The sequence below is a fragment of the Kitasatospora sp. NPDC001539 genome (assembly GCF_040298565.1).
Classification (GTDB): Bacteria; Actinomycetota; Actinomycetes; order Streptomycetales; family Streptomycetaceae; genus Kitasatospora.
The window spans coordinates 1-17,739 of record NZ_JBEPAK010000026.1 but is presented as its reverse complement, the minus strand read 5'-3'; the positions used below and the strand labels follow the sequence as shown (position 1 = coordinate 17,739).

The window sequence follows — 17,739 nt, the reverse complement described above, 5'->3', positions numbered from 1 at the left end:
GGCGGGCTGCGGGCTAGCGGGTGGCGTTGCCGCGGGTGGACGGGACCTGGTTCGCGGCGTAGGCGGCCCGGCTGGTGGCGGACGGGTCGGCGACCGACCAGCCGTCGTCCGCGAGCTTGAGCTTCTTGGCCACGTGCTGGTCGTGTTCCTCGTAGTTGGTCGCGGTGAGTTCGGCGCTCTTCTGGGCCTCGTCGACGGCGCTCTGGAGCTGGTTGAGCACGTCGCGCAGGGCGTCCCGCATGGTGCTGTAGCGGCTGTGGATCTCGGTGGCCTCGGCGAAGGTGCCGAAGGCGTCCTTGCCGATGCCGCTGACCCCGTGGGCGGTGGTGCCGTTCGCGTCCTTCTCGAACGCCTTGAGCAGCAGCCGCACTTGGCCGGCGAAGGTGCGGAGCTGTTCGATCTCGACCCGGTAGCCCTGTCCGTTGCCGCCGGTCGAACCGGTTCCTGATCCCACCTCGGCGCCTCCCCCGTGCGTCCGTTCCCCTGTGGTCGCGGGGCCGGGCCCCGGTGCCCCATGTCTAACACACCGGGCCCGAATCCCGCCCGGGGCACGGTCAGTTCGAGGGCGTCCGGGTGCGCAGGGCGTCGGCCAGGGCGCGGCGGCAGAGGGAGTCGGCGTGCCGGGTGGTCTCGGGCAGCCGGTAGCGGCGGGCGAGGTCGAGGGTGGTGCGGACGGCGGTGTCGAGGCCGATGCGGTGGCCGACCGAGACGTAGACGGGTTTCACGCCGGCGCGGGTGCGCACCGCGCGGCCGACCTCCTCGCCGGTGGCGGGGTCGGTGAGCGGGGCCCAGGACCCGCGGTCGGCGTCCGGTTCGCGGTGGTGGAAGGTGAAGGGCGTCTTGGCGACGCCGAGGGTGCGCAGTCCGGTGAGGACGCCGAGGTGGCTGGCGAGGCCGAGGCGGCGCGGGTGGGCGAGGCCGTAGCCGTCGCAGACGACGGTGTCGGGGGTGCGGGTGAGGGCGGCCAGGGCGTCGAGGACGGCGGGGAGTTCGCGGAAGGCGAGCAGTCCGGGGACGTAGGGGAAGGCGATCCGGCCGACGGCGGTGGCCTCCTCGACGACGTCCAGGGTGTCGCGGTCGAGCAGGACGGCTGCGGCGACGACGAGGTCGTGGTCGTCGTCGTACGCGACGTCGACCCCGGCGATCAGCCGCTCCCCGGGTCCGTCGTCGACGGCCTGGACGAGCGGCCGGAGCCGCTCCTGTTCGGCGAGTGCCTGGGCCTCGGTTGTCGGCCAGTCGGCAGGAATGGGCACGGTCGGTTCCCCCGGTCTGCTTGGTGCGGGCGGCTCCCACCGTACCGAGGGGCCCGGACGACCCCGGGGTGAGCCCGTGCGCCCCCCGTGCCCCCCGATCCTGCGGGTTAGCCTGGCCTCAGCGAACTCCGTTGACGGACGGGCCCCTTGGCGCCGGCACCGTCGCCGCCCGTTTCCCCCGACGTGCGAAGGGCCCCGCCATGCCGCGTCCGTCCGCTGCCCGGTTCTGCCTCGGCTCGTTCACCGTCGTCGCCGTCACGGTGGCCCTGCTGGCCGTGTCGGGTGCCTCGGGCGTCCTGGGGGTCGCGGTGCCGGTGGTCGTCGCGCTGGTGCTCGGCACCGTGGTGACGGTGTTCCCGCGGTCGGGCTCGGCCCGCTCGGCGGTCGTGGCCGAGCGGGCCGGGGCCGCCCCCGCCGGAGCCGGACGCCCGTACGCCCGGCAGCGCTGATCCGCCGCCGGGCGTCGTACCGCCGCCGCGCTCAGAGTTCGGTGGTGACCACCACGGTCTTCGCGGCCTTGTCGTGGATGCACTGCCGGTAGGGCTTGTCGAAGACGCCGAACATCCCGTCGATGAGCCACCACAGGCCGGCGCAGCAGAGCACGGCCGGGAGGATGTAGACGGCGGCGCGGGTCCAGGCGGCGGACTGGGTGGGCGAGTTCCCGTCGATCAGCATGGCGACGCGGACCTTCATCGCCTTCTTGCCGAGGGTCTGGCCGTCCCGGCTGAGCATCAGGCCCTCGTAGATGAGGTAGATGGCGCAGCCGAGCCAGAAGGCGCCGGTGGAGCCCTCGCGGGTGCCGAGGTCGACGAAGGGGCCGACGACGAGCACGCCGACGGCCTGCATGAGGACGTAGTCGATGAGCCGGGCGGTGATCCGCCTGGGCCAGGTGCCGATCGGGGGCATGCCGGGAACGGGCCCGGCGCCGGGGGTGCCGTACGCGCCGGGGCCGTAGCCGGGCGGGACCTGGCCGTGGGGCGGCTGGTCGTACGGCGGTCGGCCGTACGGGTCCTGGCCGTAGCCGGAGCCGCCGTAGGTGCCCTGGTAGGCGCCGGGGCCTTCGGGCGGGGTGCCGGCCGGGGTGCCGGAGGGGGTCGGGCCCGGCGGTTCGCCTTCCGGCGCGCCGCCGCCGGGGTTCGGTGGCTGCTTGTCGAAGGAGGGCTTACCGCCCCCCTCCGGCTGGGGGCCTGAGGGGTCGTGGGTGCTCATTCCCCGAGTAGAACACCGCACATTCTCGAGGCTCAGGACATTTTGTCCGTTTTGTTGCCACGGGGCCGAAACGGCCCCGGCCCCGACCTCGGAGCCGGGCCTGGTACGCCCGCCTGCTCAGCCGCGGACCACCCTGGTCCCGGCTGCCCGGTCCTGCCACCCGCGGCGCGCCGGACGGTCGAACACCGGCCACACCAGGCCGAGCAGCAGCACCAGCCCGACCTGTCTGACGGCCCATCGCAGCAGCGAACGGCCGAGGCTCAGCCTGGACGCACCGGGCCGGGTGGCGTCCACGACCCGGATCCGGGCGAGCCGCTTGCCGAAGGTCTGGCCGGTCCGGGCGATCGGCAGCACCTCGTAGAGCAGGCCGGCGAACAGCAGGATGCCGAGCAGCACGGCCAGCTTGCCCAGCACCACGTCGTCCACCAGCCAGACCTGGACCTCACGGCGGGCGAGGAAGCTGGCCATCTTGGCCTGGTCGAGCTTCTGCTGGAGGTGGTCGGCCACCGAGCGGCCGAGCGGGATACCGGCGGCGACGGCGACCACCAGCAGGACGCCGGTGTCCACCGCGCGCGCAGCCAGCCGCCGCCCGAGCCCGGCCGGCACCGTGGCGGCGGCCGGGGCGGCGGAGCCGGGCCGGCGCCGGACCGCGGTCGTGCGGGCCGGCCGCACGGCGGGCAGCGGGGCACCGGAGACGCGTGCCGGCGCGGGCGCGGAAGCCGGCCGGGGAACCGGCACCGGCGCCTCCCGCCCGGGAACGGGCACGGTCTCCGGTTCGGCCTCGGCGACCCCGACGACCCGTGCCCGGGCCGCCGGTTCCACCTCGATCTCGACCTCGGCCCCGGCCTCCGGATCCGGAGCCGGCTCCTGCCCCGGCTGCGCCCTGACGATCGGCTCCGCCCCGACGATCGGCTCCGCCCCGACGATCGGCTCCGCCACGGCCGTCGGCGACGCCACCGCGGCGGCGACCGCGGTCGGCCCAGGCGCCTCCCGGACGGTCACCGCCATGGCGGGCGCGGTCGCGGCGGCGATCTCCACGGCAACCGGAGCATGCTCAACCTCCGCGCGCCCCTCCTCCGCCTCGGGCGCCCCCGGAAGCACCCCCCAGGAGACCCAGCGCGGCGATCCGCCGGTCTCCATCAGGCCCCGCTGCTCCCGCGGGTCGGCCTGCCAGCCGGACCCTCCCTGAGCCTCATCCGCGCCGGCCTCGACCGTGCGGAACACCGGCCCGCCGATCACCTCGGCCACGCGCGGCCCGACCACGAAGGAGGCCCCGCCGGTGGTCTGGTCGAGGTAGACCGGCCCGGTGTCACCGGACGTTCCGGACGGGCGCGCGGACGAGGGCGCCGGCACGGGCGATGGGGCGAACGGGGACGGCGGCCGCTCCGAGACCGGAGGCAGGGACGACGGCACCGGCGGCGACGGTGACGGTGCCGGTGACGGCGTCATCGGCGAGTGCGAGCGGGCCTGCGGCACGGGCACCACCGGGAGCGGCGCCACCCGCGGCCCGGCCGGGCCGGGACCAGGGCCGAGCCCGGAGCCGGAGCCAGGGCCGGCCCCGGAGCCGAGCCCGGGCCCCGGCCGCCGGGTGGCGAACCGGGGCGGTACCAGCACCTCGCCCTCGGCGGGCGCCGGGCGGCTGGTGCCCGGCACCCAGGCCGCGCCGCCCCAGTACCGGACGAAGCCCGGGATGGAGGGGTCGGGGTAGTAGCCCGGCTCGGGTGCGACGGCCGGGTCGCCGTCGGCAGCGAAGGGGCGGTCCGCCATGGGGGTCTCCTCTCCTGCCAGGTCTCGACGGGGCCGAAGGGGGTCGGCACGGTCGGAACGGATCGGAACGGGTCTCAACACGCAAGGTCTCAACGAGGTCGCCGGCCACTGCGGTGCGCCCGCGCGCGCCCCGGGCGCTCGGCGCGCGAGTGGGGGCGCCGGCGATGGGCGGACTGTCGCCGAGCAGTCACAAAGGGTAGTACCTCACCGGAGTGCCGAGGAGAAGTTGGCCAATCGCCGGACAGCGGCGGGCCGCCCGGGGTAAGGGAACCGGCGCGCGACGCAGCTGCACGCGCCGCATCCCGCCCCCTTCACCACCCCTCCCGGAAGTTCCCGAAGAAAAACAGGAAACGTCTGTAAGAGCCGGTGTGGACCGCCCTCTCAAAGGTCACAGCGCCCGGAACCGGGCACGAACCGAAGCCAGAGAGGAAGACGATCATGGACCGCCCCGTCAGCGTCGTGGAGCACGAGCTGGAGCTCAGCCTGGTGCTCTCCCCCGAGCACAGCGTCCCCGTCCCGGCCCGGCTGACCTACGGCAGCCACGACCCGTACGCCGTCTACATCACCTTCCACCTGGACACCGGTTCCCCGGTGACCTGGGTGTTCGCCCGCGAGCTGCTGGTCGAAGGCACCTTCCGCCCGTGCGGCCAGGGCGACGTGCGGATCTGGCCGACCCGCTCCGGTCGGCGCAGCGTGCTCTGCATGGCGCTGAGCTCGCCCGCCGGGGACGCGCTGCTGGAGGCTCCGCTGCCGGCCGTCGCGGCCTGGCTGGAGCGGGCGCACCGGCTGGTCCCGCCGGGCAGCGAGCTGGCCGCCCTGGACATGGACGGCTCGCTCGCCGAGCTGCTCGCGTAGGCGTGCGCCGCAGCGTGCACTGGCACGTCCACGAGGCGCACCGGCGCCGGCGGGAGGAGCAGGACCGGGAGCAGGGGGACGGCGCCCCCGCCGGCTCAGCGGGCCGCGGGGGCCTGCTGACGACCGCGGGTGGCGTCCGGTCCGCCGCCGCCGTTGCGCTGGCCGGGCAGCCGGACGAGGGGAGCCCCGGCGGAGCGCCGCCGGGCCCTTATCCGGATGGCGGCGGCGAGCAGGAAGCAGAGTCCGACCCACGGATAGATCGAGGTGGGCAGCTGGCGCAGCGGTGACATGTGGAGGACGGCGGGGCCGAGCGGCTTCGCGGCCCACATCGCGAAGGAGGCGAAGGCCAGGGCCGTGGCCCAGAACACCGCCCGCCAGCGCAGCCTGCGCACGCCCGCCGGGCGGGCATGCTCGACGGAGGCCTCGGCGGCGAGCAGGACCAGCACGGGCACGCACCACACCCAGTGGTGGGTCCAGCTGATCGGCGAGATCAGGACGGCGGTGACGGCGGCGCAGCAGACGCCCCAGGCTTCGGAGCGGGGCAGCCAGCGTCCGCTGCGGGCGGCCCAGGCGGCGACGGCGAGGCCGGCCAGCGCGACCAGGCCGGCGCCGGCGGTGGCCGCGAGGCCGGGGTCGGCGGTGTGCAGCAGGCGGGCGAAGGCGCCGCGCAGCGACTGGTTGTCGACGATCTCGGTCTTGCCGACCCGGGAGGAGTCGTAGAGGTACTCGGTCCAGAAGCCCCAGGTGGCGTCGGGCAGGAGGAGGGCGCCGAGCAGGAAGGTGCCGAGGAAGGTGAGGCCGGCCGTGAAGGCGGCCCGGACGCGTCCGGTGATGAGCAGGTAGACGGCGAACAGGCCGGGGGTGAGCTTGATCCCGGCGGCGATGCCGATCGCCATGCCCTTGCTGCGGTGTGCGTCCGAACGGGTGAGGTCCCAGAGGATCAGACAGGCGAGCGCGAGGTTGATCTGGCCGTAGCGGAGAGTGGTGAACACGGGTTCGAGCCACACGCCGAGGCCGGTCACCAGGACCACCCCGATCGGCCGCAGCTCGCGGCGCGGCCAGCCGACCAGCTTGAAGGAGAGGTGGGCGAGCAGGGCGAGCAGGGCGAGGTTGCCGAGAGTGATCGCCATCCGGAGGACGGGGATCGGGAACCAGGTGGTCGGGACGAACAGCATCGCCGCGAAGGGCGGGTACGTCGCCGGCAGGTTCCACTCGGTGACGCGCAGCGCGTACAGGTCGGTGCCGTTGGCGACGGCGGCACCCTCCGCCCGGTAGACGATCATGTCCACCATCGAGGTGTGGACGAAGTGGCGGACCACTGCGTACACGACCAGCGACAGCAGGGCCACGGCCGACGCGGCCAGCATCGGACGGCGGGGCGCCTCGCGCAGTGCGCGCACCGGAGCGGTGACCGCGAGCCGCACCCGGTCGGACAGCGGGGCGGGCGCGGGATCGGGCACGGTCCGCACCGGACTTCGCTCGTCTTGCACCGCTGTCACTGTCCACTCCGTCCACCGCTCGGCCAACCAGCGACGATACCGGATGGCGCCCGACGCGGCCTGGGCACGGCCGACTACCCAGCGTCACGAGCGGGAGCGGCGCGGGGATGCCGGTGCCCCGGCCGCCCGTGCACGGCTGCGGACTGAGCACGGACGACCGGGGCTGAACAGGGGCCGGGCAGCCGAGGCCGAGCGGCCAGGGGCCCCGGCGGACCGGCGGACCGGCGGACCGGCGACCGGCGACCGGCGACCGGCGGACCTCAGCCGGTGTAGCTACCGAGGGTGCGGGTGAACTCCAGCGGCTGCTGGACGATGCTGCTGCAGGTGGCGTCGGCGTAGCCCTTGGCCCCGCCCTCGCAGGCCTTGTCCCGGGTCCCGGACCACATGGCCAGCCAGGCGAGGTGCTTGGTCCTCGCGAAGTCGGCGAGCTGCTTGGCGTCGGCCACGGTGAAGACCTCGCTGGCGACGTCGTTGACACCGATCATCGGGGTGACCGCGACCTTGCGCCAGGCGGCCGCGTCGTCCAGCCCCAGCACGCTCTTGACCTGGGCCTGGGTCGCGGTGGCCGCGGCGATCGCGTAGGCGCCCATCCGGCCCTGCGGGTCGGGGGCCACACCGTCGCCGAAGTCCATCGCCATGATGTTGACGGCACCGATCGCGACGCCGTTGGCCTTGGCGTCGGCGACGAGGCCGACGCCGTCCTGGGTGAGGCCGGAGGGCAGTGCCGGCAGCGTGAAGGAGACGTCGAGGGCCTTGCCCTTGGCGGCGGCGTTCCGCTGCAGCTGGGCGACGGCCTGGGCGCGCCTGGTGTTGGCGGCGGTGTTCGCGATCGCGCCGCCCTCGACGTCGAAGTCGAGCCTGGTCACCCCGTAGGCGTCGACGACCTTCTGGTACGCGGCGGTCAGGTCGGCGGTCGAGCCGCAGGCGAGGGCCAGCTCGCTGCCGTTGGCGCCGCCGAAGGAGACCCGGACGTCGCCGCCGGCCGCCCGCAGCGCGCCGATCTGCGCGGCCACCGCGTCGGCGGACAGGTCGCTCACACCGCCCCACTTGGGCTCGCAGCCGCCGCCGGAGACCACGAAGGCGAGGGTGAAGTCCTTCACTCCGGTGGCCTTGGCGGTGGCGACCAGGTCGTAGGGCGGGTAGAGGGAGGTGTCCACGTACGGGGCGAAGCCGGCCCCGGCGCCGGCCGGGGGGCGGGGCACACCGGTCGCCGTGGGGGTGGCGGTCGGGGTGGGCACCGGCGCCGGGGTGGTCGGCTTCGCGGTGGCGGTCCGGGTGGGCTCGGCGGTGGCGGTCGCGGTGGGCTTGGCGGTGGCGCTCGCCGACGGCGAAGCCGAGGCCGTGGGGGCCGCCGTGCCGGTGGCCGTGGGGCGCCCCGAGGGCGTGGGCGCGCCGCCGTCGCCCGCCCGGCAGGAGGTGTTGTTGATCAGGCAGTTGTCCGGCTCCGCCTGCGCCGCGCCCGAGCCCTGGGCGACGAAGCCGACCACCACGCTCTTGCCGGGCTCCAGCCGCTTGCTCCAGGACTCCGGCTTGACGGTGACGTGACGGCCGACGGCGGTGAAGGTGGCGTTCCAGAGCGAGTCGATCCTCGCCCCGGCCGGCAGGTCGAAGCTGAGCGTCCAGTCGTCGATCGGCCGGCTGTCCGGGTTGGTGACCAGGTACTGCCCGGTGTAACCGGAGTCCCAGCTGCTGGTCCGGCTGTAGACGGCGCCGAGCGAGGCGGCGCTGGCCGAGGAGGCGAGCGCCACGACCCCGCCCGCGACCACGGCGGCGGCGACCGTGCCGGCCGCGATGACGGCGCCCTTGCGGCTGCGCCTGTGGTGGCCGGAACGGCGGTTGGGCTGGCTGGTCATGACGCGCTACCTCCGGGTGCGTTCGCCGGTCGGGCGACCGGCGCGACCCGACGCTAGCGGCGCCGCGGGGCCTCCGGCGGGCGGCTGAGCCAGGGGTAGAACTCCCTTAGGCCGCCGTTAAGGAACAGCGCAGGGTCGGGTGCCGCGGCCCGGTCGGCGCAGGTGGCCGAGGGCGGGCCCGACGCCCCCTCACGTCCGGAACAGCAGGCCACGCCACGCCGCCGGCCGGGGGCGGGCCCGACGCCCCCTCACCTCTGGAAGAGCAGGCCCCGCGGCCGCCGGCGTCCGGCCCGCGCGGCGGACGCCTCCGCCGGCCGGGTGCGCAGCCGCAGCCTGATCTCCGCTCCCCCGAGGATGGCGGACTGACCGAGCGCCAGGTCCCCTCCGGTGGACTCGGCGAGCTTGCGGACGATGTCGAGGCCGAGGCCGGTGGAGCCCTCGCCGCCGTGGCCCTCGCCGCGCTTGAGGGCGGCGGCCGGGTCGCTGTAGCCGGGCCCGGCGTCGCCGACCAGCACGATCACCGAGGAGTCGGTGACCAGGACGTCCACCGAGAAGGCGGTGCCGACGGCGGTGTGCCGGAACACGTTGCCGAGGAGGGCGTCGAGCGCGGCGGCCAGGTCCGCGCGCTGGACGGGCACCGGGGCGGCCTGTTCCGCGCCGGCCAGCTGCCACTGGCGGCCCTCGTCCTCGGCCAGGGCGGACCAGAAGGCCACCCGTTCGCGGATCACCTCGGCGGCGTCGCAGCCGACCGCGACGGCCGGTGCGTCCTCGGGGGCGCGGCGGGCGGAGCGGATGATCTGGTCGACCTCGCGCTCCAGCTGGGCCACCGCGTGGCGGGTGGCGTCGGCCGCGTCGCCGTGGCCCAGGGAGGCGGCGTTGAGTCGCAGGACGGTCAGCGGGGTGCGCAGCCGGTGGGACAGGTCGGCGGCCAACTCCCTCTCGGAAGCCAGTAGTTGGACGACCCGGTCGGCCATGGCGTTGAACGCGTGGGCGGCCTCGCGCAGTTCCTCCGGACTGCCGTCGGCCTGCCTGCCCGTCACCGGTACCCGGACCGCGAGGTTCCCGGTGCCGAGCGAGCGGGCGGCGGCGGCGAGCCGCCGGGCGGAGGCGACGATCCGGCCGCCCATCCGGTCGGCGACCAGCACCGCGATGGCGACCAGGCCGAGCGCGACGGCGGAGAGCACCAGCCAGGCGGTGGAGACGCCCCTGGTGAGGTCGCTCTCGGCCACGAACACCTCGATCACGGCGGTGCGCCCGGTGTCCACCGCGACCGGCTGGAGCAGGGTGTACCCGCCGGGCACCGCGACGGTGAAGGAGCGGCCCTGGCCGCCGGCGGTGGCGACGTCGCCGAGCGGGGCGCGCCCCTCGCCGATGGTGGGGCCGTCCGGTCCGCCGCCGGTCGGCACGCCGGTGGGGACGGGGAGGTGGACGGCCATCCGCCCCTGCGCGCCCGCGTCGGTACTGGCCAGCGCCCGGTTGACGGCGTCCTGGTCGGTGGTGATGGCGAGCGCCGGGCCGAGGGCGGCGGCCTGCCGTTCGGCGGCGGTGAACGCGCGGTCCCGGGCGGTCTGCTGGACCATCAGCCCGAGCGGGATGAGGAAGGCCAGCGCGACCATGGTGGTCCCGGCCACGGCGGCCTTGATCATGGCCCACCGCAGCGAGTGCGCGAAGCGCTTCACGTCCGGGGCTCCCCGGGCCCGTCGACGGCCTCCAGCCGGACCCCGACGCCCCGGACGGTGTGCAGGTAGCGGGGGTTGGAGGCGGTCTCGCCGAGTTTGCGGCGCAGCCAGGAGAGGTGGACGTCGATGGTCTGGTCGCCGCCGTAGGTCTGCCGCCAGACCTCGGCGAGGATCTCCTTGCGCGGCACCACCACCCCGGGCCGGGCGGCCAGGAAGGCCAGCAGGTCGAACTCGCGCCTGGTCAGGTCGAGCGGCCGCCCGTCCAGGACGGCCTCGCGCCGCTGGACGTCGATGGCGAGCCCGCCGACCCGCAGCACCTGGGCGACGGGTGCGGCCCCGCTGCCGAGCCGGCGCAGCACGGCGGTCATCCGGGCGCTCAGGTGCTCTCCGGAGAAAGGTTTCACCAGGTAGTCGTCGGCTCCGTCGTTGAGCAGCCGGACGATCTCGGCCTCGTCGTCCCGGGCGGTGGAGATGATCACCGGGACGTTGGTCAGCCCCCGGATCATCTTGAGCGCCTCGCTGCCGTCCAGGTCGGGCAGCCCGAGGTCCAGGATCACCAGGTCGCAGCCGACCTGGGCGACTTCCCGCAGCGCCTCCAGGGCCGTGCCCACACTGCGGACCGCATGACCGGTGTCGGTCAGGTGGCGGATGAGGGCGGAGCGTACGAAGGGGTCGTCCTCGACCACGAGCACTGTTGCCATGGCCCTGCACGGTACGCCATCGGCGGGCAGTGGTCTGTACCTCGGGGGCCGGTGGGGGCCGGCCCGGGGCATCGGGCAACTGCCCTGCCGAGTACGGGGAGTGTCGTCCCGGGGGGTGTCGTCCCGGGCGGTGCCGGGGTACGGCAGGATGTGCGGACGATGCGGAACGGACTGGTACAGCTCGGCGCCTGGGCGGCGGCCACCGGCGCGGCGGTGGCGCTGTCCTGGTTCGGCGTGCACGCGGTGCTGACCGGCGCCGCCTTCGAGCAGCCGGCGGCGCTGCCGCTGCCCTCCCCGAAGGCCGACGGCACGCCGTACACCGCGACCGCCCCGACCGAACAGCCGCCCACGGCCGCCCAGGACGGGCCCACCGCCCCGTCGGCCGCCCCGACCGCCACCGCCACCCGCCCGCCGGCCGTCGCCCCGACCACCCCGCCACCCGCCCGCCGGCCGTCGCCGACCGCCACCCCGACCTCCACGGTGAGGAGCTACCCGATCCCGGGCGGCCGGGTCGCGCTGGACGTCCGCGCCGACGAGGCCTCGCTGGTCTCCGCCACCCCGGACCCGGGCTGGCAGATGCAGGTGTGGAACGGTCCGCAGTGGATGCGGGTGGACTTCACCAAGGACAACCAGGCCAACTCGGTGTTCGTGTACTGGAACGGGCACCCGCCGGTCGTGGAGACGGCGATCCGCTGAGGCCGCGGCACCGCCGCCACCGGCTCCCGGAGGGCCTCCGACCTGGTCAAGCGGTGCCCCGGGGCGGGAGAATCGCCGCACCGGACCACGCGATGCCCACCGGAGAGGAGCCGCGATGCCCCCCGTCCACTCCCCGAGTGCCCCCGGCGCACCCGGTGCCCCGGCCGCCGCGGGCGGGTCCGCCCCGCCGCCGGGCGGCGGGAACGACGCGATCGACGCCCTGGACGGCCGGCTGATCCGGCTGCTGGCGGAGGAGCCGCGGATCGGCGTGCTGGAGTGCTCGCGCCGGCTGCAGGTCGCCCGGGGCACCGTGCAGGCCCGGCTGGACCGGTTGCAGGCCAGGGGCGTCATCGGCGGATTCGGCCCGGAGGTGGATCCGGCGGCGATCGGCTACCCGGTGACGGCCTTCGCCACCCTGGAGATCTCCCAGGGCCAGGGCGCCGACGTGCGGGCCCACCTGGCGGGCGTGCCGGAGGTGCTGGAGCTGCACACCATCACCGGCATCGGGGACATGCTGGTGCGGATCGTGGCCCGCTCCAACGCCGATCTGCAGCGGGTGATCGACCGGGTGGTGGGGTTCGACGGGATCGTCCGCTCGTCCACCGCGATCGTGCTGGAGAACCCGGTGCCCTACCGGATCCTGCCGCTGGTGGACCAGGCGGCCGCCGAGTAGGGCGGCCGCCCGCGGTGAGCCCGCCCGCCGCCGTCAGCAGCTGGGGACGGCGCCGCCGGCCTTGAGCGCCTCCAGCGCGGAGACCGACTCCGCGAGCGTGCCGACGGGCACCAGCCGCAGCGTCTTGGGCGTGTTCACCTTGGCGTCCGAGCACTCGTCCTTGGGCAGCAGGAAGACCGTCGCGCCGTCCCGGGCGGCGGCCAGGGTCTTCAGCGGCACGCCGCCGACCGGGCCGACGGTGCCGTCGTTGTCGATGGTGCCGGTGCCCGCGATCCTGAGCCCTCCGGTGAGGTCGCCGCCCTTGCCGTCCCCGGCCAGCTTGTCGACGATGCCGAGCGCCAGCATCTGGCCGGCGCTCGGCCCGCCCACGGCGCCCAGGTCGACCTTGACCTTCACCTGGTCCGGCGAGAGGTGGAGGTAGCTCAGCGCGGCGGCGGTCGCGCTGTCCTGCGACTCGGACATCTGCCGGGCCGTCTCCTCGTCGGCCTTGGCCGGATCGCTCTGCGGGTAGACCGTCTCGGTCGGGCGGACCGCCTCCTCGGTGTCGAACCAGGCCTGCAGCGCGCGCCGGAAGGTGGTCCGCTGCTCGACGTTGGTGGCCGTGATGGTGACCATCCGCAGCTCGCCCTCGGTGGTGCGCAGCGGCGCCCCGCTGATGGTCAGCACCGGGCGGCCCTCGTACGTGCCGAGCGTGTCCGCGGTCAGCCCCGGCCAGGTGAGGGTGTACGGCAGCGGGACGAAGGCGGCCACGGCGAACAGCGCGGCGACCAGCACCCCGCAGATCGCGAGCACGCGGGTCCGCGGGGAGGAGAGGGCCTTGGGCAGCTTGGTGTCGGACACAAGGGGAATCCAAACACACCCGGCGCCGCCGCGTGCTGAGGCCGCCCTGCTGCCGTCGCGGTGAGCGGGCGCGGGTGCTACCTCAGGGCGTCGGCGACCTCGGTGGCGGCCTCCACCACCCGGGGGCCGACCCGCTCCGGCACCAGCCCGTTGAGCATCACCACGCCGACGCTGCCCTCGATGCCGCTCAGCCCGAGCAGCGCGGCGGCGGCCCCGCTGGCGCCGGACTGCTCCTCCGCACGGGTGATGACGAAGCCCTGCTCGGGGCGGCGCTGGCTGGGGAAGCCGCGGGCCTCGAGGATCGCCCGGCCGGCCGCGCTCTCGGTGAGCGGGTGGCGCAGGCCGGTCCGGTAGGCGACGTGGAAGTCCGTCCAGCTCGGCTCGACGACGGCGACGGCCAGCGCCTCGTTGCCGTCCACCAGGGTGAGGTGGGCGGTGGCGCCGAGGTCCTCGGCGAGGCTGCGCAGCGCCGGCAGTGCGGCCTCGCGCAGCAGCGGATGCACCCGGTGGGCGAGCCGCAGCACGCCGAGGCCCACCCGGGCGCGGCCGCCGATGTCGCGGCGGACCAGGCCGTGCTGCTCGAGGGTGGCGAGCAGCCGGTAGACGACGGTGCGGTTGACGGCCAGCCGGGCGGCCAGCTCGGTGACGGTCAGCCCGCGCTCGGAGTCGGCGAGGAGCTTGAGGACGCGGACACCGCGGTCCAGCGTCTGGGAGGTCTCGGCAGTCACGACGGACAATCCTTTCCGCGGCGCTCGCGGGGCAGGCGGCGCCGGTCCAAGGTCGGTGTCGCGCGCAGGTGGGGGTGGCCGCGCTCGGACCGGCGGCGCCGTCCTCGACGGCAGCGCGGTCCTGCGGAGCCCGTCCCGCGGGGGTTGCCCGGCGGAAGAGCGTGGGGGAAAGGTAGTGAAGGAAGTGTCGTGGCGGAAGTGGTTGTCCAAAATTCGGGCGTGATCGTCACCGACACCGCCCGGAATTCCGGACGAACACCCCCAATTCGCCCGTCGCACCGGAGCACGAGTTCGACTCCGGTCCGATCTCCGGACACACCGGGGCAAAGGGCCGGGCGGACGAGCCAGGCGGACGGGCCGGAGCGGACGGACGGGACGGACGGACCCGGGCGAATGGCGGACGGGCGGAGCGGACGGGGGCGGACGGACGGACCCGGGCGAATCGCGGACGGGCCGACCGGACGGGCCGGGCAGACGGGCCGGGCGGACGGGCCCGGCCGCCCGGGAGCGGGCCCGCCGCCTGCCGGACCGTTACTTCGCCCACTCCCGGATGCGGGCGATCCGCGCCTTCAGCTGGTTGGCGGTGGCCTGCGCGGTCAGCGGCCCGCCGCACTGGCGGCGCAGCTCGTTGTGGATCGTCCCGTGCGGCTGACTGGTGCGGTGGTGCCAGGCGGCCACCAGCGCGTTCAGCTCCTTGCGCAGCTCGCGCAGCTCCTGGTGGGTGACCACCGGCCGCTGCTCGGCCGGCAGCTCCAGCAGGTCGGCCTCCTCGGCGGGCTTGGTCTTGCTGCGCTGGATCTGGCGGTGCTGGCGCTTCTGCAGCAGCATCTGCACCTGGTCCGGCTCCAGCAGGCCCGGGATGCCGAGGTAGTCGTCCTCCTCCTCGCTGCCCGGGTGCGCCTGCATGCCGAACTCCATGGCGTTGTACAGCACCCGGTCGAAGACCGCGTCGGAGCCCAGCGCCTCGTAGGAGAACTCCTCGCCGCCCGCGCCGTCGGGCCCGTCGTTGGCCCGCTCGGCCTCGGCGAGCAGCCGGTCCTCCTCGTCGAAGAGGCCGTCGCCCTCCTTCTTGGGCCGGTCCAGCACGTGGTCGCGCTGGAGCTCCATCTCGTTGGCGAAGCCCAGCAGCATCGGGATGGTCGGCAGGAACACCGAGGCCGTCTCGCCGCGCTTGCGGGCGCGCACGAAGCGGCCGACGGCCTGGGCGAAGAACAGCGGGGTGGAGATCGAGGTCGCGTACACGCCGACGCACAAGCGGGGCACGTCGACGCCCTCGGACACCATGCGGACGGCGACCATCCAGCGCGAGGTCCCGGCCGCGTAGTCGGAGATCCGCTGCGAGGCCTCGGCCTCGTCGGACAGCACCAGGGTGACCTTCTCGCCGCTGATCTCGCGCAGCATCTTGGCGTACGCGCGGGCCACCGTCTGGTCGGTGGCGATCACCAGCCCGCCCGCGTCCGGGATCGCCTTGCGGACCTCGGTCAGCCGGCGGTCGGCGGCCTGCAGCACGGCCGGGATCCACTCCCCCTGCGGGGAGAGCGCGGTGCGCCAGGCCTGGGCGATCAGGTCCTTGGTCATCGGCTCACCGAGCCGGGCCTCCAGCTCGTCGCCGGACTTGGTGCGCCAGCGCATGTTGCCGCTGTAGCTGAGGAAGATCACCGGACGGACGACGTGGTCGGCGAGCGCGTTGCCGTAGCCGTAGGTGTAGTCGGCGACGGACTTGCGGATGCCGTCGGCGCCGGCCTCGTAGGAGACGAACGGGATCGGGTTGGTGTCCGAACGGAACGGCGTACCGGTCAGCGCCAGCCGGCGGGTGGCCGGCTCGAAGGCCTCGAAGCAGGCCTCGCCCCAGGACTTGGAGTCACCGGCGTGGTGGATCTCGTCCATGATCACGAGGGTCTTGCGGGACTCCGTCCGGTTGCGGTGCAGCATCGGGTTGACCCCGACGCCCGCGTAGGTGATCGCGATCCCGTGGTACTCCCGGGACAGCGGCCCGGAGGAGTACGCCGGGTCCAGCTTGATGCCTATCCGCGCGGCGGCCTCGGCCCACTGCTTCTTCAAATGCTCGGTCGGCGCGACCACCGTCACCTGCTGCACCAGGTGGTTGTGCAGCAGGTACGACGCCAGGGTGAGCGCGAAGGTGGTCTTGCCCGCGCCGGGGGTGGCGACCGCGAGGAAGTCGCGCGGCTGGGTCTCGATGTACTTGTCCAGCGCAGCCTGCTGCCAGGCCCGCAGCTTGCCGGCGGTGCCCCAGGGGGCGCGGCCGGGGAAGGCCGGGGAGAGGTGGTGGGAGGCGGCGGGCGCGGCATGCCCGGCGGCCCGGACGGGCGTCTGGGTCTCCGGTACGTCGGAGAACAGCGGCATCGAGGAGGCGGCGGCAGTACTCACGGTCTCCGAGGGGGATCATCGCAGGTCAGAGGCGGTTTTCTGGCCCCGTTCCGCGGTCGGGCGGCGATCGGACAACCCGCCCAGCCTACCGGCCCGGGCGCCGTCCGGGCGCTGCGACCCGGCCCCGGCGGAGGGCGGGTCGGCCGGAAATCGACGTGATGCGGGTCACTCGCACGGCCCATGGAAAGCGCGTAATCGGAAGCCGTCCCACCGCTCTCACAGGTGTGAGGCCGCCCCACCCCACCGCTCGAAGGGACCCGCCGTGCACCACCGCGTCGAAGACACCGCCCACGCCCACCTGATCCTCTCCGCGCACCGCTCCGCCCGGCTGCGGGTGGTGCTGTCCTACCGGCCGGAGGACCCGTTCGCGGTCCGGATGGCCTTTCCCGCCGAGTTCTCGCTGGACGACCCCGAGGACGGCGGGCACGGCGCGGACATCGTCTGGGTCTTCGCCCGTCAGCTGCTGTCCGCGGGACTGGACTCGCCCGCCGGCGTCGGCGACGTCCACGTCCGCCCCGCGCCCGGCCGGCACACCATGGTCGAACTGCGGGCCCCGGAGGGCACCGCGCTGCTCCGGTTCGCCAGCACCGACCTGCGGCGCTTCCTGGGGCGCAGCCGGCTGCTCGTCGCCGAGGGCGAGGAGCACCTGCACCTGGACGCCGACCGCGCGCTCGCCCAGCTGCTCGACTGAGCGCCCCGGCTCCCATGAAAGGGGCGCACCGCGCGGCGCCGGGGCCGGCAGCCGGCTCGGCCCGTCGGTTCGCTCAGCCCGTCAGCCGGCGCATCAGCCGCACGCCCTGGGCGGGCGTCAGGTGCGGCAGGTAGGCCTTCCCGATCGCCCGGGTGATGCCGGGCAACGCGGCCGGGTCCGGGTAGGCCATGTACATCGGCCGGTACTCCGGCTGGAACTTCGCCTTGAACGCGAGCAGCGAGCGGAAGCCGTACACCGGCTCCAGCACCTTGCCCATCCCGTCCAGCATCCGCTGCAGCCCGGTGGGCTCCTCGTCCTGCCCGCTGCGGGCCAGCGGCGCGCCCGACAGCGACAGGAAGCGCGCGCCCTCGCCCTGGAAGCCGAGCGCGGCCGAGGCGATCAGGAACTCGTTGACGCCGCGGAAGCCCTCCGAGCGGCGCCGCATGAAGTCCAGCGTCCAGCCCACCGGCACGCCGTCCTCGTACACCGGCATCCAGCTGGTCAGCCCGTGGACCGTCCCCTGCGCGTCCACCGCGATCAGCACCCGCACGTCCGGGTCGTCCAGCTCCTCCAGCCCGCCGAGCGTGAACCCCATCTCGGGCAGGCCCTTCTCGGAGACCCACTCCTCGGAGATCGCCCGGATCTGGTCGCGCAGCCCGAGCGGCGCCTGCGGGTACGCCCACCACTCCGCGGTGATGCCCTGCTTGCCGGCCTTGTTGAGGGCGGTGCGGATGTCCTGCCACTTGCGGCCGGTGAACGCCAGCTCGGGCAGCGGCACCACGGTGTCCTCGGCGACCTGCACCGAACGCCAGCCGAGCCGGGCGGCGGCGGCCCTGGTCTCCGCGGAGACGCTGTAGAAGCAGGGCGTCCAGCCCCGGGCGTCGCAGTGGCGGGCGAAGCCGGCCAC

The 17,739-nt window shown here is 74.8% G+C and carries 17 protein-coding genes; 5 read left to right on the top strand and 12 right to left on the bottom strand.

Features of this window, described 5'->3' with window-relative positions:
- Nucleotides 1-13: 13 nt before the first annotated feature.
- Complete coding sequence (locus tag ABT247_RS07370; protein WP_350739358.1) at nt 14-454, bottom strand: DUF2563 family protein; 441 nt, start codon at nt 452-454, stop codon at nt 14-16.
- A gap of 100 nt (nt 455-554) precedes the next feature.
- Nucleotides 555-1,253: an endonuclease V gene (locus tag ABT247_RS07365; protein ID WP_350739356.1), complete on the bottom strand. Its 699-nt coding sequence runs from the start codon at nt 1,251-1,253 to the stop codon at nt 555-557.
- 200 nt (nt 1,254-1,453) lie between these two features.
- On the opposite strand from ABT247_RS07365, the gene ABT247_RS07360 reads away from it, so the two are divergent.
- Nucleotides 1,454-1,702: a hypothetical protein gene (locus tag ABT247_RS07360; RefSeq protein ID WP_350739353.1), complete on the top strand. Its 249-nt coding sequence runs from the start codon at nt 1,454-1,456 to the stop codon at nt 1,700-1,702.
- Between the two features lie 31 nt (nt 1,703-1,733).
- On the opposite strand, the gene ABT247_RS07355 is transcribed toward ABT247_RS07360, so the two are convergent.
- Entirely contained in the window at nt 1,734-2,462 is a 729-nt protein-coding gene (locus tag ABT247_RS07355; protein WP_350739350.1) for an RDD family protein, read from the bottom strand.
- 117 nt (nt 2,463-2,579) lie between these two features.
- On the bottom strand, nt 2,580-4,229 hold the full coding sequence (locus tag ABT247_RS07350) for an RDD family protein (protein WP_350739347.1): 1,650 nt from the start codon (nt 4,227-4,229) through the stop codon (nt 2,580-2,582).
- Nucleotides 4,230-4,667: 438 nt separating this feature from the next.
- On the opposite strand from ABT247_RS07350, the gene ABT247_RS07345 reads away from it, so the two are divergent.
- Nucleotides 4,668-5,084 carry an SsgA family sporulation/cell division regulator gene (locus ABT247_RS07345; protein ID WP_350739344.1) on the top strand — a complete coding sequence of 139 codons (417 nt, stop codon included), beginning with the start codon at nt 4,668-4,670 and terminating at the stop codon, nt 5,082-5,084.
- A 95-nt stretch (nt 5,085-5,179) separates the two neighbouring features.
- Here the strand turns inward: ABT247_RS07345 and ABT247_RS07340 are convergent, their stop codons facing one another.
- The 4 genes from ABT247_RS07340 to ABT247_RS07325 form a co-directional block, all read right to left on the bottom strand.
- Entirely contained in the window at nt 5,180-6,544 is a 1,365-nt protein-coding gene (locus ABT247_RS07340; protein ID WP_350739341.1) for a glycosyltransferase 87 family protein, read from the bottom strand.
- A gap of 299 nt (nt 6,545-6,843) precedes the next feature.
- A complete protein-coding gene (locus ABT247_RS07335) occupies nt 6,844-8,436 on the bottom strand; it encodes a glycoside hydrolase family 18 protein (RefSeq protein ID WP_350739338.1) in 1,593 nt (530 codons plus the stop codon).
- Nucleotides 8,437-8,684: 248 nt separating this feature from the next.
- Entirely contained in the window at nt 8,685-10,094 is a 1,410-nt protein-coding gene (locus tag ABT247_RS07330; protein WP_350739432.1) for a sensor histidine kinase, read from the bottom strand.
- 17 nt (nt 10,095-10,111) lie between these two features.
- Nucleotides 10,112-10,816 (bottom strand): response regulator transcription factor, encoded by a 705-nt coding sequence (locus tag ABT247_RS07325; protein WP_350739335.1) that lies wholly within the window; start codon nt 10,814-10,816, stop codon nt 10,112-10,114.
- A 159-nt stretch (nt 10,817-10,975) separates the two neighbouring features.
- Between ABT247_RS07325 and ABT247_RS07320 the strand changes: the two genes are divergently transcribed.
- Both ABT247_RS07320 and ABT247_RS07315 read left to right on the top strand, forming a co-directional pair.
- A complete protein-coding gene (locus ABT247_RS07320; protein WP_350739332.1) occupies nt 10,976-11,512 on the top strand; it encodes a hypothetical protein in 537 nt (178 codons plus the stop codon).
- A 115-nt stretch (nt 11,513-11,627) separates the two neighbouring features.
- Nucleotides 11,628-12,185: an Lrp/AsnC family transcriptional regulator gene (locus ABT247_RS07315; RefSeq protein WP_350739329.1), complete on the top strand. Its 558-nt coding sequence runs from the start codon at nt 11,628-11,630 to the stop codon at nt 12,183-12,185.
- Between the two features lie 33 nt (nt 12,186-12,218).
- Here the strand turns inward: ABT247_RS07315 and ABT247_RS07310 are convergent, their stop codons facing one another.
- The 3 genes from ABT247_RS07310 to ABT247_RS07300 all read right to left on the bottom strand — a co-directional run bounded on the left by ABT247_RS07310 (nt 12,219) and on the right by ABT247_RS07300 (nt 16,117).
- The gene (locus ABT247_RS07310) at nt 12,219-13,025 is read right to left on the bottom strand and encodes a S16 family serine protease (RefSeq protein WP_350739326.1); all 807 of its coding nucleotides are present in this window, start codon (nt 13,023-13,025) and stop codon (nt 12,219-12,221) included.
- A 77-nt stretch (nt 13,026-13,102) separates the two neighbouring features.
- The gene (locus ABT247_RS07305; RefSeq protein WP_350739323.1) at nt 13,103-13,753 is read right to left on the bottom strand and encodes an IclR family transcriptional regulator; all 651 of its coding nucleotides are present in this window, start codon (nt 13,751-13,753) and stop codon (nt 13,103-13,105) included.
- A 531-nt stretch (nt 13,754-14,284) separates the two neighbouring features.
- Nucleotides 14,285-16,117: a DEAD/DEAH box helicase gene (locus tag ABT247_RS07300; RefSeq protein WP_350739429.1), complete on the bottom strand. Its 1,833-nt coding sequence runs from the start codon at nt 16,115-16,117 to the stop codon at nt 14,285-14,287.
- A gap of 286 nt (nt 16,118-16,403) precedes the next feature.
- Between ABT247_RS07300 and ABT247_RS07295 the strand changes: the two genes are divergently transcribed.
- Nucleotides 16,404-16,832: an SsgA family sporulation/cell division regulator gene (locus ABT247_RS07295; protein WP_350739320.1), complete on the top strand. Its 429-nt coding sequence runs from the start codon at nt 16,404-16,406 to the stop codon at nt 16,830-16,832.
- A 73-nt stretch (nt 16,833-16,905) separates the two neighbouring features.
- On the opposite strand, the gene ABT247_RS07290 is transcribed toward ABT247_RS07295, so the two are convergent.
- On the bottom strand, nt 16,906-17,739 hold an 834-nt coding region (locus ABT247_RS07290; protein WP_350739318.1), incomplete at its 5' end, for a bifunctional lysylphosphatidylglycerol flippase/synthetase MprF.